Source organism: Flectobacillus roseus (genome assembly GCF_030056595.1).
Classification (GTDB): domain Bacteria; phylum Bacteroidota; class Bacteroidia; order Cytophagales; family Spirosomataceae; genus Flectobacillus; species Flectobacillus roseus.
This window is the reverse complement of the sequence record NZ_JASHIF010000004.1, coordinates 376,791-400,864: the sequence shown is the minus strand read 5'-3', so window position 1 is coordinate 400,864 and position 24,074 is coordinate 376,791. Positions and strand designations below refer to the sequence as shown.

At 38.7% G+C, this 24,074-nt stretch carries 14 protein-coding genes and 1 pseudogene; 4 read left to right on the top strand and 11 right to left on the bottom strand.

Annotated elements, in window-relative coordinates; translation table 11 throughout:
- The first annotated feature begins 324 nt into the window (after nucleotides 1-324).
- Nucleotides 325-1,338 (top strand): glycosyltransferase family 2 protein, encoded by a 1,014-nt coding sequence (locus QM524_RS06320; RefSeq protein WP_283343924.1) that lies wholly within the window; start codon nucleotides 325-327, stop codon nucleotides 1,336-1,338.
- Here the strand turns inward: QM524_RS06320 and QM524_RS06315 are convergent.
- Nucleotides 1,333-1,554: a PspC domain-containing protein gene (locus tag QM524_RS06315; protein ID WP_095166463.1), complete on the bottom strand. Its 222-nt coding sequence runs from the start codon at nucleotides 1,552-1,554 to the stop codon at nucleotides 1,333-1,335. The two genes, QM524_RS06320 and QM524_RS06315, sit on opposite strands and share 6 nt — an antisense overlap.
- 538 nt (nucleotides 1,555-2,092) lie before the next feature.
- On the opposite strand from QM524_RS06315, the gene QM524_RS06310 reads away from it, so the two are divergent.
- Together QM524_RS06310 and QM524_RS06305 are read left to right on the top strand one after the other, a co-directional pair.
- Nucleotides 2,093-2,290 (top strand): cold-shock protein, encoded by a 198-nt coding sequence (locus tag QM524_RS06310; protein WP_095166461.1) that lies wholly within the window; start codon nucleotides 2,093-2,095, stop codon nucleotides 2,288-2,290.
- A gap of 201 nt (nucleotides 2,291-2,491) precedes the next feature.
- On the top strand, nucleotides 2,492-2,689 hold the full coding sequence (locus tag QM524_RS06305; protein ID WP_095166460.1) for a cold-shock protein: 198 nt from the start codon (nucleotides 2,492-2,494) through the stop codon (nucleotides 2,687-2,689).
- A 148-nt stretch (nucleotides 2,690-2,837) separates the two neighbouring features.
- Here the strand turns inward: QM524_RS06305 and lysS are convergent, their stop codons facing one another.
- On the bottom strand, nucleotides 2,838-4,550 hold the full coding sequence (gene lysS, locus QM524_RS06300; RefSeq protein ID WP_095166459.1) for a lysine--tRNA ligase: 1,713 nt from the start codon (nucleotides 4,548-4,550) through the stop codon (nucleotides 2,838-2,840).
- Between the two features lie 226 nt (nucleotides 4,551-4,776).
- Here lysS and QM524_RS06295 point away from each other — a divergent pair, with 226 nt between their 5' ends.
- Nucleotides 4,777-6,492: a DUF885 domain-containing protein gene (locus tag QM524_RS06295; RefSeq protein ID WP_283343923.1), complete on the top strand. Its 1,716-nt coding sequence runs from the start codon at nucleotides 4,777-4,779 to the stop codon at nucleotides 6,490-6,492.
- 225 nt (nucleotides 6,493-6,717) lie between these two features.
- On the opposite strand, the gene QM524_RS06290 is transcribed toward QM524_RS06295, so the two are convergent.
- From QM524_RS06290 to QM524_RS06250, 9 genes and pseudogenes are all read right to left on the bottom strand, one after another.
- Nucleotides 6,718-7,668: a pectinesterase family protein gene (locus QM524_RS06290; RefSeq protein WP_283343922.1), complete on the bottom strand. Its 951-nt coding sequence runs from the start codon at nucleotides 7,666-7,668 to the stop codon at nucleotides 6,718-6,720.
- 60 nt (nucleotides 7,669-7,728) lie between these two features.
- Nucleotides 7,729-12,090 (bottom strand): pectinesterase family protein, encoded by a 4,362-nt coding sequence (locus QM524_RS06285; protein ID WP_283343921.1) that lies wholly within the window; start codon nucleotides 12,088-12,090, stop codon nucleotides 7,729-7,731.
- Nucleotides 12,091-12,334: 244 nt separating this feature from the next.
- Complete coding sequence (gene pelA, locus QM524_RS06280; protein ID WP_283343920.1) at nucleotides 12,335-13,414, bottom strand: pectate lyase; 1,080 nt, start codon at nucleotides 13,412-13,414, stop codon at nucleotides 12,335-12,337.
- A 45-nt stretch (nucleotides 13,415-13,459) separates the two neighbouring features.
- Nucleotides 13,460-15,121 (bottom strand): DUF5123 domain-containing protein, encoded by a 1,662-nt coding sequence (locus tag QM524_RS06275; RefSeq protein WP_283343919.1) that lies wholly within the window; start codon nucleotides 15,119-15,121, stop codon nucleotides 13,460-13,462.
- A 130-nt stretch (nucleotides 15,122-15,251) separates the two neighbouring features.
- Nucleotides 15,252-17,069, bottom strand: a pseudogene (locus tag QM524_RS06270) (RagB/SusD family nutrient uptake outer membrane protein).
- 86 nt (nucleotides 17,070-17,155) lie between these two features.
- Entirely contained in the window at nucleotides 17,156-20,776 is a 3,621-nt protein-coding gene (locus QM524_RS06265) for a SusC/RagA family TonB-linked outer membrane protein (RefSeq protein ID WP_283343918.1), read from the bottom strand.
- A 245-nt stretch (nucleotides 20,777-21,021) separates the two neighbouring features.
- The gene (locus QM524_RS06260) at nucleotides 21,022-22,068 is read right to left on the bottom strand and encodes a FecR family protein (protein WP_283343917.1); all 1,047 of its coding nucleotides are present in this window, start codon (nucleotides 22,066-22,068) and stop codon (nucleotides 21,022-21,024) included.
- Nucleotides 22,069-22,176: 108 nt separating this feature from the next.
- A complete protein-coding gene (locus QM524_RS06255; protein ID WP_095160819.1) occupies nucleotides 22,177-22,764 on the bottom strand; it encodes an RNA polymerase sigma factor in 588 nt (195 codons plus the stop codon).
- A gap of 125 nt (nucleotides 22,765-22,889) precedes the next feature.
- Nucleotides 22,890-24,005 (bottom strand): FUSC family protein, encoded by a 1,116-nt coding sequence (locus QM524_RS06250; protein WP_283343916.1) that lies wholly within the window; start codon nucleotides 24,003-24,005, stop codon nucleotides 22,890-22,892.
- Between the last annotated feature and the right edge of the window lie 69 nt (nucleotides 24,006-24,074).

Here is a 24,074-nt window from a genome sequence, read left to right as displayed (position 1 = left end):
AGAGTATGCCTAAAAATAGGAAATTCAACACGATTTATTGATACAAAATCTAACAAAATCTAGCTCATACAATCAAATTGCTACACATACTCCGCCTTTAAGCTTGCAAATATACGTATTTCATGCGTCTTTCAGGTAATCTCTGACTGGCAATGTATCAAACCTGACACTACTAAAAAATCGATTGGTGAAATGATTTAGACTTTTCAAAGATTTGTTTTTGTTTCAGAAAAAATCTTATTGCAACTTTGTAAAATATTTCTTGCATGGTACTATGGGTACTGCTAATGGTAAGTTCAGTTTTAATTTTGATTCACCACTATAATGAAAAAAGTTGCAGTTGTTATTTTAAATTACAATGGAGAAAAGTTTCTAAAACAATTTCTACCATCCGTAATTTCTCATTCGCCATTAGCAGAAATTATTGTTGCCGATAATGCTTCCACAGACCAATCTATACCGCTTCTTAAAACGATGTTTCCCGCAGTTCGATTAATCGAACTTACTGAAAATCATGGTTATGCACAAGGTTATAACGAGGCACTAGCACTAGTCGACTCCGAATATTATATCTTACTCAACTCAGACGTAGAAGTATGTGATAACTGGATTGAGCCTATAATTACACTCATGGATTCGGATGATTCCATTGCGGCATGCCAACCCAAACTCCTAGATTTCAACAAAAAAGATACTTTTGAATATGCAGGTGCCGCTGGTGGTTTCATTGATTTCTTAGGATACCCTTTTTGCAGAGGACGAATCTTTAATAATCTAGAAACAGACCAAGGTCAATATAACGATACTCGAGAGGTATTTTGGGCTACAGGTGCATGTATGTTTGTTCGTGCCGCTACATTTCATGAAGTTGGAGGCTTTGATGGTGACTTTTTTGCCCACATGGAAGAAATCGATCTTTGTTGGCGTATACACTTAGCAGGCTACAAGGTATATTACTCAGCTGAGTCTACCGTATATCATGTAGGCGGCGGAACATTACATAAGTCCAATCCAAGAAAAACGTATCTTAACTTCCGTAATGGTTTAGCCCTCCTTTACAAAAACCATCCTCCTCAACATCTTTGGTTGAACATTTTTATGCGATTGGTACTTGACGGTATTGCAGGAGCAAAATTTTTGATTGATGGAGGCTGGCAGGACTGTCTGGCTGTAATCAAGGCGCATTTCAACTTTTATGCAAATTTTGGGAGTTGGCATCAAAAAAGAAAAGCACTTATACGAAAGAATGGATATAAGTTTATTCATCCAAATTCTATCGTAAAAGCGCATTTTTTGAATGGTATCAAGAAATTTAGCGACTTACCCAAATCACTATAACTCCCAAACTGTCGGGTGGTTTCTTTGGCGAAGGTATTTGCGAATGTTCATCCAAAAAGCCAATATCAAATAGATAATGATGGGCGAACCCATTGTTAGAAATGTCGTGTAAATAAAGTACAAGCGAATACTCCCAGTAGCAATACCAAATTTTTCGCCCATTCGTGTGCACACGCCAAACACGTGTTGTTCAACAAAGTACTTGAATTTTAGCATGGTAGTAAATTAGGGATTATTTAATCAATAGTTTGAAAAGGTTTTATCGACAGCAGACTGCCAATCTATTAGTAAACAAATATACGAAAATCTCCTAAGCTTAGTATGCTTTTTGCACAAAACTTATAAACACAAACAATTTGTAAATGAGACACTTAGATAACCCTATGGTCTTTATCTTTGAGAATCGCCTTTAAATTAAGGTTATTTTTAGTGCTCAATATTTTAACATTACCATAGAAAATGTAACTTTTCTAATCTAAATGTCAGGTATTTTTACTCATTTTCAAAAAAAAAGAATCCTAAAAGTTGGATTGTATAAAATTATACCTACATTTGAGAAATAATAGTTCTTAATTATACGATCTCCGAAGTCCAAAAGTTACCAGTTTTCAAGAGTTTACAATTCCTTCTAGTATTGTCCCTCTGTGATTATCAAGAACTTAAAAACTTACTGTTAGTTTTTTTAGAACTATTTGGTGCGAGCCTTTAAGCGCTTGCTCGAGTTTTTTATTATCAATTTTTATTTTTTTTAATCATGCAAACAGGTACAGTAAAATTCTTTAACGAAAGTAAAGGATTTGGTTTTATCGTAGATGATGAAACTGCACAGGAAATTTTTGTTCACGTAACTGGGTTAGGTGGTACACAAATCCGTCAAGATGACAAGGTTTCATTTGAGACTATAGAAGGAAAGCAAGGCTTAAACGCCGTTAATGTGAAGAAAATTAGATAGTTTGCGTCTCTTGTCGTTGGTCATTTGTCGTTAGTTTTCAGACAAAACAACCGCAATAATCAAGGCATAAACATTCAAGCTATATATGGTCTTATATAATCCCAGACTCCATTAGCTGGGATTTTTCATGTGAAGGCTTTGTTTTAAGCAAAAGTCAGCATTAGCACTTTTTTATTTTTTATATTTTTATTTATTTTTTTTATGCAAACTGGTAAAGTAAAATTTTTCAACGAATCTAAAGGATTTGGTTTTATCGTAGACGATGAAACAAACCAAGAAATCTTCGTACACGTAACTGGCCTTGGTGGTGCAGTAATTCGTGAAAACGACTCTGTTTCTTTCGAAACTACAGATGGTAAAAAAGGATTGAACGCGGTGAATGTTAGAAAATTATCATAATAAGTACTGAGTTGTCGGTAATGATAAATCTTTAAACATTTATCGTTACAAATTAAAAAAGCTGAATTTTGAGTCAAATCAAAATTCAGCTTTTTTTGTTGCTTATATAACGCTTGACAAAGTTTTGGCTTTGTCAAGCGTAGCTAATTTACTCAAACCACTTCAAGACTTCGTCTTTGGTTGGAATAGCAATCGTCAATTTCATCTTTTTGCGCATACCTCCCAAATCATTGAATACTTTGTTTGGGTTAGCTTCTTTCAAACCTGCGACTGTCATAAAGCCCATTTTCTGCAATACAGGAATCCAATCCGTAGGAACACCTATGGCTTCGTATTCTTCATTTGTAGAAACTTCAGCTTTCTTCTCTGGACGCATTTGAGGGAAGAACAATACTTCTTGGATGGTAGTTTGATTAGTCATCAACATTGTCAAACGGTCGATACCAATACCAATACCAGCGGTTGGAGGCATACCATATTCCAAAGAACGTAAGAAATCTTCATCCATAACCATTGCTTCTTCGTCACCACGCTCAGCCAAACGCAACTGTTCTTCAAAACGCTCACGTTGGTCAATAGGATCATTTAATTCAGAATAAGCATTGGCAACTTCTTTGCCGTTTACAAACAACTCAAAACGTTCTACTAGACCTGGCTTGCTACGGTGCTTCTTAGTCAATGGAGACATTTCTACTGGATAATCTATGATAAAAGTTGGCTGAATCAAGTTAGCTTCTACTTTTTCTCCAAACACTTCATCAATCAATTTACCCGTACCCATGGTTGCATCCACCTCGATTCCCCACTCTTGACAGTGTTGACGCAAAGTAGCTTCGTCCATGCCTTCCACATTTACACCTGTGTATTTCTCAATAGCACCAGCAATTGTCAAACGCTCGAAAGGACCAGCAAACTCGATTAGGTTCTCTCCTACTTGTACTTTAGAATCTCCGTTGGTAGCGATGGCTACTTTTTCGAAAATTTCCTCCGTAATGTTCATCATCCAATTATAGTCTTTGTAAGCTACATAAAACTCCAAAGAAGTAAATTCTGGATTGTGAGTACGGTCCATACCTTCGTTACGGAACATTTTTCCAAACTCATAAACTCCATCAAAACCACCTACAATAAGGCGTTTTAGATACAATTCATTAGCAATACGCATATACAGAGGCATATCTAATGTATTGTGGTGAGTTTTGAAAGGACGTGCCGACGCTCCACCATGGATAGGTTGTAAAATTGGCGTTTCAACTTCCAACCATCCTTTTGAATCAAACAACGAACGCATGGTTGTTACAATACGAGAGCGCTTCAAGAAGATATCCTTGATATGTGGATTTACAATCAAATCTACATAGCGCTGACGGTAACGAATTTCAGGGTCTGTTAATCCATCATAAACGTTTCCATCATCATCGCGTTTTACGATTGGTAGAGGACGAAGAGATTTATTTAAGATTTTAAACTCTGTAACGTGAATAGAGATTTCACCCGTTTGTGTAGTAAATACATATCCATTTACACCTACGATGTCACCAATATCCAATAATTTCTTAAATACCGTATTATAAAGCGTTTTATCTTCGGTAGGGCACAAATCATCACGTCTAAAGTACAACTGAACACGGCCAGTACTATCTTGCAATTCAGCAAAAGAGGCACTACCCATAATTCTAAAGCTCATCAGACGACCAGCGATTGAGACCTGTTTATAATCTAGTTTATTATTCTCGTAATTCTTGTGAATATCAGCGGCCGTTACGTTCACTTCAAACATCTCGGCAGGATATGGGTCGATTCCCAATCTCATCAACTCTTCGCGCTTCTGGCGACGGAGGATTTCTTGTTCTGATAGCATTGTACTTGATTGATAATTTTGCCCAAGATTAGTTTCGGGGCAATAGTTGCATGAATAGTAATCTACTACGATTTCGTAAAGAGTGCAAAATTAGTCAGAATTACTGGGTCTTCAAACCTAGAACAGCCTAATAAAGATGTTCTTTCACGAATTTTCGTTTTTTTTTCGTAATCATGCGTCAAAAATCTGTATTTTGCACAAATTGTCATTAAACTCATCGGGTATTATGAAGCATTTTAGCAAGCTAACGCATCTTGCTCTTGTGATTTTATTGCTTACTAGTTGCGGATTATTTGAGTCAGAAGATCAAAGATTTGAAAAAGTATCTAGTGAATTTATAGAAAATTACTTGACGGGGCACCCAACAGTGGCTGTTGCTCAAGGATACCATCAATTTGATGGGAAGTTGCCTGATTTTAGCAAAGAGGGTATCGACAAAGAAGCCACTCACTTAAATGAGTTTTTAGCCAAATTCGAAAGCCTTGACACGACTAAGCTTTCTCAAAATAATTTGATAGACTACTATCTTCTTGTCAGTCAAGTCAAAAACTCTCTCCATAAATACAATGTGCTTCATATTGCAGAAAGACCATTGACCTACCTAGGCGTTATTGACCTAACACCTTATGTCAAAAGAAATTATGCAAGCATTGACCAACGGGCTAAAGCGGTTATTCATTTTGAAAAACAGCTACCAAACTTTTTGGTAACTGCCAAACAAAATATGACCTCCATCAACTACAAAGAAGAGGTTGAGTTGTCGATAGGTGCTTTTAGAAGTACAGCAGAATATGTCGAAAAAGATATTCCAAAGGCATTTGAAAAAGTGTATCAAAAAAACCTAAAAGACTCATTGGCTTACTCTACCAAAATCGCCAGTAGGGCATTGAGAGGATTTGCTGATTATCTGCAAAAACATACCCTTCCTCGTGCGCATGGAAAATATGCTATCGGTAGAAGAAATTACATCAAAATGCTTCAGTATAATGAATTATTGGATACAACTCCTGAAGAAATTTTGAAAATAGGGTTAAAAAAACTGAAAGAAGAACAACGGGAATTTGCCGAAGCAGCCAAAGTTATTGACTCGACCAAAACGCCTCAAGAGGTGTTTAAAATGATTCAAAAAGAGCATCCCAAAGCTGATTCCTTGGTGTCTTTTACAAAAAATAAATGTGAGGAAATAAGACAGTTTTTGATTGATCATCGCATTATTACTATTCCATCAGAAGTAAGAGCAAAAGTGGTTAAAACACCTGCGTTTATGGTGGGTGCAACTGCGGCAATGGATACACCAGGACCTTTCGAAAAAGCAGAAGCATCAGAAGCCTATTACTATGTAACTCCGCCATCGGATAAATGGACTTCGGCTCAAAAAGAAGAATGGTTGACCTTGTTTAACAAATATTCCACTGAGGTAATCTCTATCCACGAGGCATATCCTGGGCATTATGTACAGTTTTTACACTTAAATGCCTCCTCAGTTAGCCGTGCTAGAAAGTTATTTGGAAGCTACGCTTTTGTAGAAGGATGGGCACACTACACCGAACAAATGATGCTTGAAGAAGGCTATGGAAAATCGGAAGACCCCAAGGTGATGGCTAAATACAAAATGGCTCAACTATCCGAATCTCTGTTGAGATTGTGCCGTTTGGTGGTATCTATCAAAGAACATACCGCAGGTTGGTCTGTCAAAGAAGGTACAAAATTCTTTATGGCTAACTGCTATTATGAAGAAAAACCAGCCTACGAAGAAGCACTTCGTGGGACATTTGACCCGGGGTATTTATCTTACTCATTGGGTAAACTTCAATTGTTAGCTTTGAGAGAAGATGTCAAAAAACGTCAAGGAAAATACTTTTCACTTCGCAAGTTTCATGATCAAGCTACTGATAATGGCATGCTTCCGATACAGCTTTTGAGAAAAGTCATGTTACACTAAGCACTGTGTTAGTCATAAAACTTAACAAGCGTCACCTCGAATTATGAGACTGGGATGACTCTCCAAGTTTTCATCAAAAAAGCGGTCGAAAAATATTTTCCGACCGCTTTTTGATGGTTTTACTCGGCTTATGACACAATCATTGCGTCTCTACTGATAGAATACAAATTTCACATAATGACTCATGTTACTTAGTATTAGCGTTTTTTACTTAAACTCTATAATTTATTCATCTACCTTCCAATCTCCGAAGATACTTTCCTTGGTATATTTTTTGGCTTCATCATCTGTGAGTTGATGTGACCATTTGACTCTCTTTGAGATATCTGCACCAACACCAGTATTTTTATACTCGGCATAATAGGATGTTGATTCATTGCTCACTTTATCCCAATTGTTCCAACCTTCAGGTTTTACTTGTTTGTCTAGCACCGACTCCATGATTACCACTTTGGCATACGGTCGCCAAGGTCTGCCCAAATAAAAGGTATTTGCTTGCGCACTACCTGTAAAAGTACAATTCTTAAAAACATAGCCGTATTCTTTGTTTTGAGGCGTAGAGGCAGCAGTGTAATAACCATCGTTTTTGGCGTATATGGTACATTTTTCAAATAAGGCCGTAGATGAACCAAAGATAAAATCGACTGTTCCCTCGATATAGCAATTGTAGTAATATTGTCGACTTTCGTAACCATAAGTGTACAAAGTATCTTGAAAACCTAAAAATCTACAATTTCGGAACTGTACCTTATCGCCTTTTACCCAAACTGCAACCGCCTGCCCCACAGGACCAGCGGTATTTTGGAAAGTAATATTCTGTGCCGAAAACTCATTACCAAACACATAGAAGCCTGATGATCCTGTAGTTCCCTTTTCTTCTCCGAAGATATTTTTCTTTTGGGCAAAATCATCATATTGGATAATCGTTTCGTTCAGGCTCTCCCCTACAATCTTCACCATTGCTTTGGATTCGGCAAGCACTAATTTTTCTTGATAAATCCCCTTTTTGATGTAAATCGTCGTAGGTTTTTTACGAAAATCAGGCACAGCATTGAAAGCTTCTTGTACAGTTCGAAATTGCCCTGTGCCATCTTGTGCCACCACAAAATCATACTTTTGAGCAGTTGACCAAAAGGTCATCAATAGTAATAAGCCTATTAAAATCTTTGTTTTCATATTTATTTCGTCTACCTCAGAAAATCTGAGCGCTATTTGAAGGTTTTGCACAAAAGCTAACTACTCTTTAATCAGCTTTCTAGTAGCCTTTTTTTCACCAGTACTCCATTCGACCAGATACACACCAGAAGGTAAGCCTTGCAAACTTAGGGTAGTTGTGGTAGTATGTCCAGTCAATGATTGAGAAATTTTGCTATTACCTTGCAAATCAATGAGGCGCAATTCAGCTTTTTCAGCAGGATGCGAAACCTGAACTTCATTTATGCTTGGGTTTGGGCTGAGCAACAAGGCATGATTTCCTATTTCGTCGATACCTAAAGGTTTTGTAACAACTCCTTTCAAATTTACTGTTATATCTTGTACTCCTGTTGCTTTGTGCGTAATGGTGCCTGTGTAACTACCTGCTGTACTTGCCGTAAAGCGAACATATACTTTGGTTGAAACCATTCCATTGGTTGGGGTAATTTTCAATACAGAAGCAGCATTTACCCAAGTAGTTTTATCCAAGGATAATTCAAAAAAGGCAGAAGGTACTAATTGTATTTCTCCTTGTATGTTTTCGGCGGTTACAGTATAGCTTTGCGGCTCGTTGGTCATGCCAATCATATAATTAAAATCTTGGAATGCCTGAGTCAATGCCAAGGCAGGTTTTAGGATAGCTTTACTCACTCCTAAAAGTTCTAAATCTTTGATTTTGGCATAACGTCCAGTACTTGAACTACCTGTGCTGTAATAAAGTCGAAACGTAAGTGAATCCCCAGCTACTATGTTTATACCTGTTGAACCATTCAGCGCAAATTGATAGCGTGTGGTGGTCGAACTTGGCTCGGCATTGGGTACAATTGGCGTAGTAAATTTACCATTTGCCCCTGCAGCAAGAGGAATACCTGCCGACAAACTAGCACTTGCTTCGGAGGAATCACTTTTGAATCCTGTTTTTGAATATACCAAGGCAAATTTACCCGTTGATGCAGCATATAGGGCTGTTTTCAATTGTAAAGAGTCTACCCTGAGGGTGTAGTCAGTATTACATTTTATCACAATTTGCTCATAAGAACCTCGGTAAAGGTTATTTCCCCAACCCCCACCTGCGGTAGTCCACAATCCTCCACCATCAGAAGAAGGTGCAAAAGCCTGACCATGCAAAGTAGAGTAAGCAGGAATCACCGAGCCGTTAGAGAGATACAATCTTTTTAGGGCAGGTTTGCTTACGGTTACCCCTTTGGCACGAACAGCAGCGCTATCTGCATCAGAAATATTCATAGACCAGAACGCTAACCTTTGTGAAAATGCCAGCGCTTCTGTCTGAGTTACCCCAGTAAGCGTCAATGTCTTGGTACTTGCGCCTGTACTAGTATGAGAAATAGTACCAGCATAATTTCCCGCAGTTTTTGCATTCAACCTAATCAATACAGAAGTTGTAGGAACAACTCCACTTACTGGACTGATCGCAACAGAGGTTGTATTCCATGTTTTCCCGCCATCAATAGAGGCTTCAAAGTTGTTGGGCAAAGTAATGATCAATGCCGAAGGAAGGTTTTCGCCAGTAACCGTATATACTTGAGAAGCTGACGGAGCGCCTAGACCTTGTAGAAAATCAGATAGAGTACCATTTAAGGTGATTGTTGGTAGACTCGTTACCGAAACAGTGTCAGTATTAAATTCTTTAAAACCTGTTTTAGTCGCCTTAATCACATAGTAATAGGTTTTTCCTGCTTCTGGTGCATTATCATTGGTGGTATAATTCCAGAGCGTATCGGTGGTGCTAGTAATATCTTTGAGCTTGACAAAATTGGTTTTAGTATCCACGCTTCGATATACTGAGAATTGAATATCTTTCATATTCCATGCGGTATTCCATGCAAAGGTTGTTGGTGTCGACAAATTAGCTCCTTTGGTTACTTTAAAATTTAACATAACCAACTCCCCTTTAGCCGTTGGACAGACATTAGCGACGGTACAAGGATCCCATGTACCAAAAACTTTTGAATTATCGTAATAAACCAAAGCTTGAGTATCCGTCAATTGTTTCGACCAAGAAACCCTTTTACTAACATCTGCCAAAGCTCCATTAAAACCTTTTGACTTATATTCGGCGTAAGTAATCAAACTTGTATTGGTTCCAGTATCCCAAACTGACCAACCTTCCGATTTAACTATTTTATTTCCATAAATACTATTTAAAAAAACAACCTTATTTCCTTTTTTGGCAGCATCGGCAGTGCCTGCATCATTTTGCCAAGGACGTCCTAAAACATAAGAAGTAACCCCATTATTGGCTGGTAAAATCGTATTTCTGAATACATAACCATACGTTTGAGAGGTTGGCGTATTAGCTGCTGAGATATAACTACCTGCCAATTTATCGACACGGTCTTTGGCATACACAATACAAGAATCAAAAATGGCAGTGGCACTACCAAAAATAAAATCCACCACACCATCGATATAAGTATCCTTAAAATACTGGCGTTTGCCATCGCCATTGCTTAATACAGTATCTTGCCCACCTAAGAAAATACAGGATTTTACAACGGTCTTATCTCCTTCTAAGGATACCGCCAAAGCTTGTGGAGAGTCACCCGTTGTATTTTCAACTGTCAAATTCCACAAGCCACAGTTATCTGATTTAATGGTCAAAGTTCCAGAAGTGCTTGTACCATAGGTTCCACCTGCGGGATTAACTTTTCCTGAATAGTCATTCCAAGAAATAATAGTCTTGGCTGCACTTTCACCGATTAAGTAAATAAATGGCTTGTTGGAAGGAATATTGACTTTTTCGAGATATTTACCATTTTTAATAAAAATTCGAAAAGGTGCTGTACTATTCACTGGTACAGCATCGATAGCCGCCTGAACGGTTGAATGCGACCCTGTTCCATCTAAAGCAACCACCGCATCGTATCCCATCAAATCTACCGTTTTTGTCCCACCAGCAATTTCGCCAGAACCTGTATCTTTAGTGATACTATTGAGAAAGTTTTCGAGCTGAGTGTATCCATTTGAAGCGATATTATTGCCATCTGTAGCATCTTTGGGATTTAGTCCATTCGCTAGCTCCCAAATATCATCCATCCCGTCTTTATCTGCATCGGTATAAGACTTATTACTTCCATACTTTGGAAGTCCTCCTACATTAGAGGGACTATCAATAATCCCCGAAGGGTGAGTAATTCCAGCACTAGTTACCAAAGCGTAGGTAGCGCCCTCATAAGTAGCAGTCCCAGTACGGGTTTCACGAATGATTCGTACATCAATTGGGTCACGACGTGGTAAAATGGCACCAGCACTATCCAATACTCTTAAATAGGCTTCCTCCGCAGTATGTGTACGGACAGGTGCAGTATCAAAAGGTTTTTCCTGACGAGCAGCTTTGATCAATGCATCGGCATTGGCGTAACTATCTTTTTGAACGCCTTTGGTCCAGTTATCCGCCGTTACATCTGGAAACCCAGCTACATAGTTACCATCAATGTAGAACTTCCCTCCCCAAGTGGTATCTGTGCCATCTACATAAAAATTGGTATAATTAAGAATTCTATTTCTTTTGTTGGATGCGGAACTTGTAGTAAGACTACCAGGCGTGGCAGGTCCTGCTTTGTAGTAGTTATTCACCATATTGATTTTACCGCCTTCACCACCATATGAAGAGTTGATATTTCCCCAGTTATATACCACATTATTGCGATAATCTACCAATTCATCAGCTGGGTCATAAGGAACATATCCTTTTCTAGCTCCCCCGAATCTAGGGTTTCTGGATGAGTGATGAGCTAACAGGTTATGATGAAAAGTAGCATTTGCACCTCCCCAAATTCCTGCATAACCATGAATTCCTTTGTCATGCTTTGAATTATATAAGCTTTCGCTCAAAATACACCATTGTAAAGTAAAATTTCGGATTCCATAAAACGTCCCTGTTTCATCAATTGACCAGCTCATAGAGCAATGGTCAACTATAATATTTTGGTAGGGTCCATTCCAACAGTTCATAGCATCGTCCTCCGATGCATTCTCATCGCCAAAGCGACAACGTAAGAATCGGACGATTATATCTGATGCCGAAATATTAAGGGTATATCCTGTGATACAAATCCCATCGCCAGGGGCTGTTTGCCCCGCAATCGTAATATTATTTTGTCTGATTACGAGTCTACTTTTTAGTTTTATTTCTCCCGAAACTTTAAAAATAATAGTTCGGTTGGGCTGACTTATGGCATCACGCAAACTACCAATACCTGAATCATTGAGGTTCGTAACCTCGTATATGCTTCCACCTCGCCCACCTTTGGCAAAGCGTCCACCGCCTTCAGCAGTGGGAAAAGCAAGTTGTTGGGCATGGGTTTCTGAAAATAAACACAACATGAAAGCAGCAAGTGAAAAAATGTATTTTCTCACTTGGAAAAAAGAAGAAATTTTCATCTTGAATAGGTTTTAAATAAGGTCTGAGCTTTGGAATATCAGCATTGGGCTATTTCTAAAAAGCTCTCAAAATAGAAATTTTTAGGAGGCACAAGACAACAGGCACAAGGCACAGAGTGTTAAATTTTTTTAACGACCACGGACATGCATTTTTCCCAAAGCCCACCGCCGAAAGCCGATACCTGAAAGCTCAAAGCACAACCTTAAACTTTATTTTGCGTACTAACTTACCTAATGACCGAGCTTACTTGCTCCATTTGGCAAGCCATTTGGGATAATCTACCTCAATGAGTTTTTTGGGCCAGTCGCCATAATAGCCGTATCCAATGCGGCGTTCGTGTTCGATTTCGGCTAATGTCGCTTTGGGTACACTATCACGACCAACAAAAAATGGTTGATTGGTTTCTAAATCATAAAATCTTGCCCAAACTTCCCCCTTAGGATCAGCTATTACTACACGGTCTTTACCTTTGGGAAGAGCTAGTGCTGGTATATCCTCTACTTTTATTCCTTTGATTTTTACCGATTCCAGATACTCAACAGCCGACTTTATAGATTGCTTGATTTCTTCAGAAGGATTTTTAATCGCCATCAAAAAATTAATAATCCCAACTGACTCGGCACCACTCAGCGATGGTAATTCAAATTTTCGTGCCTTGGCAGGTTTTAGCGTAAGTCTGTCATGTTGGGCACACCAAACGGTAAGAGTTCCATTTTGGCGAACTTGGGTATTCAAAATACAGCGGATTCCTCTTTCCATAGCATTTTGAGCCAAAGGTCTGAGGCTGGGAGAAACACTTGCGTACTCATCTTTTGCCTCAACAGTACTTCTCATGACCTTCATGACATCTATCATGGCATTGTCATTGTAGGTGATATGTTTACGATATCCAGCGGTATCAGGATAAAACTGTCCCCACCCTCCTGCTTTGCTTTGCGCTTCGAGCAAATATTTAATTCCATTCTCTGCGGCCTGTAGATAACTCGGATTCTGAGTTTGGCTATAGGCTTTCACAAGCGTATTAATCTCCTTAGTGGTAGCTTTATCGTCAATAGTAGTATCATATACTTTTTTATCAGATAAAAGTTTTTTCCTAAGCTCTGGTTTAATCGTAAGTGAATAATTGATAGCATTTCCGCCAGGCTGTGGCCAACCTCCATTGTCTCTTTGATACAGAAGCATTCTTTCTGCAACAGAATCTTTAGGATATTCCATAGAAACTATTTGAGCAATAGTAGACTGGGTTTTGGCAGTATGACAAGCCAGAAATAGACAAGGAAGAAAGCTTAAGAAACTTAAAGCAAAGGATTTTTTCATCATCATTTTTGAAAGGAAAAAAGCCCCCGAAAATTCGGGGGCAGTCAAGTTTTATTTCACTCTCCAACGAGGGTCACCACTATCGCGACGACCAGAGAAAGCGGTATCTTTAAAATTGAAGTTTAATCCTGAATAAGGGCTTACCCACAAATCTGTAGCTTTTTTAGAATAAGCATTTGAAGGGAGGCCAGGGATTTCGGTACCTACAACATAGCCAAAGTCACTAGTAGTGTAGGTATTAAGAACTGTAAAGGTAGTTGCTTCTAATCCAGCAGATTTACCACGAACCGTTAGCAAGTTAGTTCCTGATTGATCCCAAGCGTGACCAAAAATACTATTACTTATACGAATACCTCCTGTGACGTTGCTACGAACACCAGCGGTACCTCTCCATTGAAACAATGAACCTTGGTTGGTAGCAATCTCACTCAAAGTACAATCTTCGATAACAACCGATTTTGAATTTTGACGAGAAACTAAGAAAATATTTATTTTGCTAAATGTTGAGGTTTGAAACAAGATATTATCAACAGCTGCTTGGGCATCACCGTCAGTATCAGTAGTCAATACACCATAGTTACCAATTTGATGTACAATGGAGTTTTTGATAATATAATTGGTAATGAATACTTTGGCACGAATACGCAATACACCACGCATATTCGAGATTACACAGTTATCAAATGACAACTCTCCCACAGTAGTAGTAGTTGCTAGGTTAGGGTTGAAAATATAACTAGCAGCAATATCAGCACCAATAAATTCGATATTTGAGAATCTTAAATATTTGATCGAAGCTCCATTTGCAATATTTCCTCCACCCGAAGTCGTAATAATTGTTTTTTGATCTCCAAATCCGTAAGCACTAGTAATTGTCACAGACTTATCAAAGTTGTTGGTAGGCATAACATAAGTTGCTCCTTTTTTCAAGACAATCGTTCCTCCTTCCACAACAGTAGTCAACGCAGTATTTAGTGCATTTGGATCGTCACTTTCTGACAAATCTATTACACCAGGCTGGGTAGTATCTACGGCACGTTGGATAGTTGTATAGTTATCCCAACCACGAATGGCTCCATCAGCACTGTAAATAGCTAACTGATAAGTAGTCAATGGCAACAATTTACCTATAATCTTGGCACCTGCTTTTTGCTCAGCATCAGTCACATCATACGATGCCAATGGTGTTGCTAGTTTTAAATCTGTTTTGGCAAAGACTTTAATCTTTGTAATAACTGTCGATCCAGTTGCCCAACGTAAACGAGCCGCCACGTCAATCACATCGGAAGCTGTCGGAGTAACCATAATCGTAGGAAACTTCTCGGTTCTTACCCCACCTAAATCTGACACCTTACTGTCATATTGAGCGTTAGCAGCATGAGCAGTAGCTCTCACCTGATATTGCGTATTCCAAAACAACGACTCTCCTTTTAATAAGGTTTGGTCTACTACTACATAATTGGTATCAACATCAACTTTGTAGTCTACCGTTTTGAAGGTATCTCTACTTACCTCCACGGTATATCCCACTGCAGCTTTGATGTTGGCCATATTCACAATAATTGTATTGTTTTTGGCCGATAAATCTTTATTTAAAACAGGGCGAAATAAGCGAGTTTCCGCAGTAATTTCTTCTTCAGGCTTGCAGGCAAAAAGCAAACCCAAAGCCGATACTGCTAACAAGATACTCTGTTTGATATATGACTTTTTCATAAATTTTCTTTGTTAATAAGATCTTGAAACAAAGGACTCCCAGTCGGAACTCCTTTTAATTTAAGAAAACAACTTGCCATATTTGAGTGCAATAATCTCATTAACAAGTCATCGCACTCAAACCTACAGCCTAAAAACCGTAACCGTCGTTGGCTAGTTTACCTTGGCTATTTGTAATTGCTTCGGCAGGGATAGGGAAAATATAACGAGTAACACCAGCAACTGAACCATTGTAGTATTTATCCCAATCTTTGGTAATCCAATCCGCGTAAGTGGTAGGTGTTGGTTTCAAACTTGCCAAGAACGATACTCGTGTCCAAGTTGCATCTGGCGTCCCTACGTATTTGCGGCTTGGGTTCAACAATTTGAAAGTTCCACTTGCATCACGTTTCCAGTACATATAGTCTGGTAATTCAGAGAATTTACCTGTACCTGTCTGCGCAGCATCTGCCATCAATTTCAAGTCATCCACCATTTGTTTCATTTTTGGTGCATATAAGTTCCAGCGAATCAATTCATATTTACGAATCATTTCACCGCCAAATTCCCAAGCTCTTTCATCCACAATAGCATTAAAGAAACTTTGTTTTCAAGCAGATACAGACTTAATATAAGCATCTACTTTGGTAGGCCAGTAAGTAGAAGAGAACGCACGCTGACGAACACGTTTTAGCGCATTTTGAGCAATTTCGGTTGGGCCATTCAATTCGTTTTCTGCTTCAGCCAACATCAACAATACATCCGAATAACGCATCATTGGCCAGTTGATACCCGTACCTTTGGCCGTAGAAGCCCCAGGCGCTTTATCTAAGAACCAACGACTCCATTTACCTTGGGCAATGTTCATCGAGTTGGTTACGAATACAGCCTGAGCACTCGTATTGATTTTGTAGAAAGCACAAGTTACGTCACGACGAACGTCCAATGTATCGAATGAAAAATAATACGTTGGAGGAATTGCCATATAGTTATTACCCGAACCATAGCTGTGAGCTGCTGTTGTACCACCTTCTACGGTAATACCAATATTCCAACCCACATCACCATTACCAATCGCGAATGGTACTTCAAATAATACATCACTATTGGATGGAGTCACAAATTTTGATTCATTCAAGAATACCTGTTTGAAATCTGTTGGCAAAGCACGGTCTTTCAACGTAACTAATTTTTCGGTATAGGTCTTCGCTATTTTATAGTAATCCAAATAGTCAGACTTACGCTCCATTTGCATAGCAGGAGTCAAGAAATACCCTCCACGCTGAAGTGCCAAACGAGCAATCATACCCATGGTATATTCACGGTTGATTTGTTCGATACTATAGCTGTTTTGGTCAGCCCAAAGCATTTTATCTTCAATTTTAATCAGGTCATCTATGACTTGCGATAAAATTACGTTACGATCTTCCTTAGGTAAAAAGAAGTTATTACCAGCCTTTGGCGCTTGACGTACATTAGGTACATCACCGAAGTACATCGTCAGCATGCTATACCAGTAAGCACGCATTGTGTACGCCTCACCAAGCATCTGGTACATTTTTCTTGAAGTAGCAGCATCAGAAGATTTTAGGGCATCACTGGCTTCAATTCCTTCGATAGCGATATTACAGTTACGAATCGAAGTGTAAGCTGCATTCCATACGATACGAAGGTCGCCATTGGTAGCGAGGGCATTCAAATCCCAAATTTGATAACGGTCAGCAGTACTACTCCAGCCACTTTGGTGCTCGATGTCGGTATTACCTGCCATATTATTTGAAAGGCGAGAACGGAATGCATCTTGACCAAATGATTCATAAATAGCGTTTACACCTTTACGAGCATCATCAGGGTTTGAATAAATATAAGTTACATCAAAAGTTGATAATGAATCAGGTTCTAAAAAGTCTTTACAAGACGTTAGAAAACCAGAAGCTATCACTGCGAGTATGAGGAATTTCTTTTTCATAATACATTGAATAGACTTTTGCCGAGGCTTGAGTCTGATTTTTAGGTTAAACACACCAAAAGTTCAATTCAAACTTTTCACAAAGGCTAGAAGGTAATATTTACACCTAGTGTGTACGAGCGGCTACGAGGGAAAGATGAATAATCTACCCCAGGTGTTAAACCTGAATAACCACTTCTAGTAGTACTAACTTCAGGGTCATAGCCAGAGTATTTCGACCACAGATAAAGGTTATTACCTGTGAAATAAACTCTGAACTGCGACATACCAAGCTTTGTAATAAGGTGCTTAGGAATTGAGTAACCAATGTTTAGGTTGTTCAAACGAATGAATGAACCATCTTCGAGCGCCCAGTCAGAGATAACCGCTTGAGATTCTGACAAACCTAGTGGCGACCAGATAGTTTTGTTGGCGTTTAATTGTCTCAATTGCTCCAAATCAGTTACTATTTCACCTGGTGTTCCTGTATATTTTCCGTCTACATCCAAGTAGGTAAAGCGATTGTTGATGCTCATCATATCGGTTAAGTTACCGTAAGTCACACGACGGAATTGGTTGTATTGGATTTTACCAGTATTATAAATCTTGTTACCATACGACCAGTTAAAGAAAACAGAAGCATCAAAGTTTTTGTAACGACCATTAAATCCGAAACCACCTTGGGCTTTTGGCAAAGTATTACCAATTACCTGACGGTCTAAACTGTTTACTACCCCATCACCGTTGATATCTTTTAACTTCATAAAACCTGGACGAATAGCAGTATTACCTGTAATTGAAGTTGAGTTAGCTACCCCGTCTTTCAAGATATATTTTTTGGTTGTAGCATCGTAGCCAGAAAAGTCATCTATTTTGTAGAAACCATCTGCTACATAACCATATACATCACCTAAAGTACCTCCTACTTTTACATAGAAGTCGTCTTGGTCACGCAGGTCAGTACTTGCCCAGTTTGACTGGAAGAAGCGCTCCTGTGTTCCATCCAATGCCTCAACTTTAGCTTTGTTGATACCAAAGTTTAAGTTTACAGAAAATGAAGCATCTGGCTTGTCGATAATATATCCTGTCAATGACAACTCAACCCCACGGTTTGAAGTACTGCCTACATTATTCCACTGTTTGGTAAAACCTGAACTTGAAGGAATGGCAGACTGCAATAACAAATTACTTGTTTTGTTATGATACAAATCCAAACTACCTACCAAACGTTGCTTGAAGAAACCAAAATCAAGACCTACGTTTTGATTGATGGTCGTTTCCCAAACTAAGTTCGGATTATACAATGTGGTTCCTGTTGGAGTATAATATACGTTGTCAACATTGCCAAAACCTGGTCCTCTCAATGTAGTCGCTTCAAACAAGAATTGAGTTGCTGTTGCATCTATACGGTCGTTACCTGTTGCACCGTAAGAAACACGAAGTTTTAACTCATCGAGGTCACGCATTTGTTTCAACAACTTTGTTTCAGACAGTTTCCAACCTAATGCTACAGCTGGGAAGAAGCCCAAACGATTAGCAGCACTAAATTTACTTGAAGCATCTGCACGGAAAGTCAAAGCAGCTAAATAGCGGTCTTTGAATTGGTAGTTGATACGTCCAAATCCTGAAACACGATTTTGGTCGGTATTTTCAGTCGTGTATTGGCGGTCGGTGCGACCAAACGACATGTTGGCGAATAGCTCTTCAGGCGTAATAGAAGCACGGTAGTCTTCGCCACGTAGGAAACTTGTATTTCCGCCTGTTGAATAAACTTCATGACCCAACAAGAAATCTAACTTATGAGCACCCAAACCCTTCATTTGATAATTCAATGTATTCAACCAACGCAATGAGTTTATCTCATAGTTAGTTTTTTCACCAATAGGCAAACTACTACCATTGTTGAAGGATTCACTAGTTAATGGACCGTAGTAACGTAAAACTTTGTCATATGATTTTGAGCTTGTTAATGTTGTTTTAAAATCTAAACCTTTTACAATTGACCAACTCAAACCTGCATTCAATACATAGTCTTGAGTGGTACGTTTACGCCAGTCTTGTGCTACTAATTTTTTAGGGTTTACTAATGCCAATAAGAATGAGGCAAAATCATCATCGCTACTTGCTGTAGTCAAATCAATATCCAAAGCATCGGCGATACCATTAGTTGGGCGAGTCTGAACGGCATCTTTGATGTTCAACTGTGCCGAGCCAGAAGTACCAGCTCCGTCGATTACGGTGTTCGTGATACGAGCTGAAGCATCAAATTTCAATTTCTTGCTAATATTTTGATTAATCTTAAAGTTGATAACATTACGAGTATAACCAGAACCAGTCAATAAGCCTTGGTCGGTGTTGTTTGTTAAACTCAAGCTGAAGGTCGTCATTTCGGTACCACCGCTAATACTAACGTTGTGAGATTGAGTTGTACGAGGAGCGCCAAAAAGTTCTTTCTGCCAATCTGTACCTTTTTTACCTTGATACAAATCATAGTCGCCATATTTTCCAAAGAATTTTTCCATGTTAGCTACGTCTGTGGTACCACGTAATTTGGCTCTTTCGTAGTTGACCAACACATATTCATAAGGCGAAAGCACTTTATAGGCACGGTCAGAAGGTAAGGTTTTCAACTGCATAAAGCCGTTATACGATACCGTCGTACGACCAGCTTTAGGTCTTTTGGTGGTAATAACTACTACCCCATTAGAAGCTTGCGCTCCATAAATCGCTGTAGCTGCTGCATCTTTCAATACGTTGATACTTTCTATATCTGAAGGCGGTACATCTTTGATACTACTTACAATAAAACCATCTACTACATACAAAGGTGAGTTATCTTGTGTAATTGAGCCGCCCCCACGAACACGAATTACAACGTCGGCATCTGGCGAACCATCTGTGGTAACAACACTTACCCCTGCCATACGACCTGTCATTGCTTGTGCGGCACTTGTGATAGGAATATTTTTGAGATCACGACCCGACATCGAGGCCACCGAACCAGTATTATCTGTTTTTTTCACTACACCATAACCATCGCTCACGACCGACACCTCGGCAAGCATGCTGTTTTCTGGTGCGAGCGAAATACTCAGTTCGCCTTTTCCTTCAATTTTCACTTCTTGGGTTTTCATCCCAATAAATGAAAATACCAAGGTTGCGCCTTTGGGGGCATTGATACTAAAACGACCCTGAGAGTCGGTAGTAGCACCATTGTTAGTACCTTTTACCTTCACAGTAACTCCTGGAAGAGCGTCACCAGTTTCTGAATCCACGACTTTTCCTTTAACAGGATCGGCTGCTGTGGCTTTTGTGAGACTGGTTTCGAGCATGGGTGTATTCATTCCCGACTTTTCTTCTAGTCCGTTCGAAGCAGTCAGTACAATAGAATTATGCACCACTTTATAGCTCATGTTAAGAGGATTTAAGAAACGATTTAGGACCGTTCTCAAACTTTCATTGTTAGCAATAAGGCTTAGATTGTTGGCTTGGGTAAGTGTTTGTTTAGAACTAAAGATGAAAGAAACACCTGATTCTTTCTCTAGTTCTTTCAACACACCCTTAATAGTGCTGTTCTTTACTGAAACAGTCACTGGTTTTGCCAAAACTTCTTGCGCGCTGGCATCTTTTGCATAAGATACCACCATAAAGGCAATAGCTATGGCTAACTGAATGACAGTCATCTTCATGATTTTGAAAAATGTTGTCTTAATAAATTGTTTTTCCATAAATTTGCTTTGTACGATTTGGTTGTGAAATCTACAATACCTCTTCAGGCATCTGGTAAATGCTCGTGGAGGCTTACAAGCTTGAAGTGCTGGTAACACTTCAGGCTTTTTTTATAGGTAGCTACTTTATTTAATCGATAGTCTTTATATGAATAAGAAATCATCTGGTAAATAACTTCTTGCTGGTAATCACATCAAGATTTTTCTTTTAAATAAATCGCTAAAACGGACTATGATGCTAACTCTTATTGGCAACCATCACCTAAGATGATTATTTCGTTGCCTTCAATTTGGTAAGTGGCACTAATTGAGCTACAGATAATATCCATGATTACGGGAAGTCTTTGGTTTTTGAAATTCCCGAATAAGGTACATTTTCTAATAGCGGTGTTGGGTGTTCGGATTATGATTCCGTATTCATCTTCAATTTGTTCTATAACTTTATCTAATATTACTTCGTCAAAACTTAGCGTAATAGGTTCCCAAATTTGCTTGTGTGTGTGTTGTTCTACTGTAAAATCATGGGTTTCAACCGTATTTTCCTCTTTCTGAATCACTACTTGTTGTTGAGGAGTAATAATTACTTGATTGACTTTATCCTCATCTTCTTGATAATTGACTCTTACTTTACCTGTCACCACCGAGACTTCATATTTGTCAGTATTTGCTGAGGCAACTACATTAAAGCTCGTCCCTAATACCATGATATTCAAGCCTTTATTTTTGACATGAAATGGTTGTTCTTTATTGGGCTTTACGTCAAAAAATGCCTCTCCTTCGAGATATACCTCACGAGTTGGCGCACCTTTGACAATTTTATACATAATGCTCGTAGAAGGATTCAGCCAAACTTTACTTCCGTCTGGCAGGCTCACTTCCTGAATAGCTTTTCCTACATTGGTAACTGTTTCCCAAAGGCTTTTTTCTTTAGTAGACAGTTGTGGAATTCCTACCAAACTTTCAATATCACCTTTATTTTGTGGTTGTGAAGCTATACCAACAATGATAGCAATAGCCGCTGCTGCTGCCGAAAGCATCATCCAGTTTTGCTTCCACCACTCTTTCCAGCCTGAACCTTGTATTTCCTCCTCCTCTTCATCGGGAGTGATACCACGTTCTGTTTGTAGGGATTCCCAAACTTTCTTTTCGATTTTGGGTAAATCCTCTTCCAAGGGAGCTATTTCATCGAAAGCATCGTACCAAACTAACAGCTTCTCTATTTCTTCAGGAGTATATTTTTCTCTGAGCGACTTGATGATCTCGTCATCATCTTTAAATTCAGGATGGCTCATGTTTTATTACTGTTTTTTATCAATAAAGTCTTACTAACTCCTTACATCTATAAGTCGGTTCAGCAAAAGACTTCCACTACTCGAATATGATTTTTTTTTAATATTTTTTTAAAAAAAGAAGAAAAGGATAGGAATCAAGGTGTTAGGTGTCAAATATTCGGCCATGCCCGACTTCAAAAGTCGTAGCGCCTTGGCAATATGGTTTTCTACGGTATTCTCTGAGATACCTAATTTTTGAGCAATTTCTTTTTGAGATAAGCCCGCGCGACTCAATAGAAATACTTCTCGGCATTTTTCGGGCAATATCATCAAATTTTCATTGTACACACGGAGGGCGTCGGAATAGAATATATTTTCTTCTGTAGAATTGTGTTCTTGGGGAGTGTAAACCTGATAATCCAAGAAATTTTGGCGTACGGTATCGTGGTCAAGTGCATCTAACACACGATACTTGACGCTCTTCATTAAGTAGTTAGGTAAATTATCTATGTTTGCTTTATGACGATTCACCCAAAGATTTAAAAATAGATCATGGATAATATCTTCAGTTTGCTGCTCATCGCAAAGACGGCGCTTTACCAAAGCATATAATTTGGTAAAATAACGACGGTATATTTCCTCAAAAGCTGCATCGCTATCCTCCATCAATAGGGATAGTAATTCGCAATCGCTCGATGCCTTTAGAGGTCTGTACATAAGAAAAATAATATTTTATATTAAAAAACTACTTTCAAATGTAGGTTAATCACAAAGCATTCTCCAAATATTACCATTGAATTATTTATGCAAACGTTCCCGATAACGTTTGCTTCTTAGCAGCATCAAATCGTCGTTCGGGTCGAATGGCGTCTTTGGGCCAACAATTTTACTCGTTGTATTTGCTTGGCTGTTTGGTATTTAAACTGATTATGAAACAATAACCAGCCACCCAGTGCTCCTAACAAACTACCCAAAACAATATCGAGCAATCGAAAGGTAAAAAGAAGATCAGTATTGTTAAAATAAGGATTGGCCACTTGAGTCAAAAATATGGTCATAGGTGTAATAAAAATCACTGCCAGTACATAATTGCGCACGATTAAAGTTTCAATAATAAACATCAATGTCACAATGCTTAAGCACAAGGTCAGCGGTTGTAACTGAAAGTGTAATATCAACCAGCAAAGACCAAGTCCAAGGGTTGTTCCTAAAATTCGATGAATAATACGCTGCAAAACATGGCGACGACTAATACCTTGCATAATAGCCAAACAGGATATAGCAACCCAATAAGGATTTTTCAAAGCAAAAAAATGTCCTATGCCAAGTGATATCATCACAAAACACCCTACAATCATCGATTGTACCAGATTATGATAGCGCTGTCGGCGAACAGTAATCGCTATCGTAACGGGAGGATGAGCCACCATTTTTTGTGTATTAAGTAATACCAGGCTGTATATAAATGTAATAATACAAGCCAACATGGTTCCCATGGCAATCAAGCCAATTTTTTGAGGCATTTCGCTCCAGCCAAACGGCATACAACTTGCCATTACAGCAATCAATAAAAAGAAGAAACTTCCTGGTGCTTTCAATTTAAAATGCCCCACTACCCAATGCACCAGAGTAGCGTAAATACCTACGAAAACAGCAGAAATCCAAGGATTAAAACTACATGCGATACCAACTGTAAAAGACAAGACCATCCCAAAAGAACATACAATCATCGTAATCATTCGATTGGTTAAGGGCAACGAGGGCATATACAAAATCACATGACCTCCCAAACAAACTAATAGTCCATTACTCAATTGACCTAAATACAAACCCGAGAACAAAGCTATACTAGCACAAAAAGCCGCAATCAGTGGCATGTGCCATGGTCGCTCAGAATGTTTTAGTTCAACCAAGCTTTTGAGCTCAGTCTGCAAAAGGTCTTTGAAGGAAGTTTGCATGATGATATTTGTTGGTCTTTTGAGAATTGTTTTACAAAAGAACATAATTCTTAAAAAGCTTAGTTTATG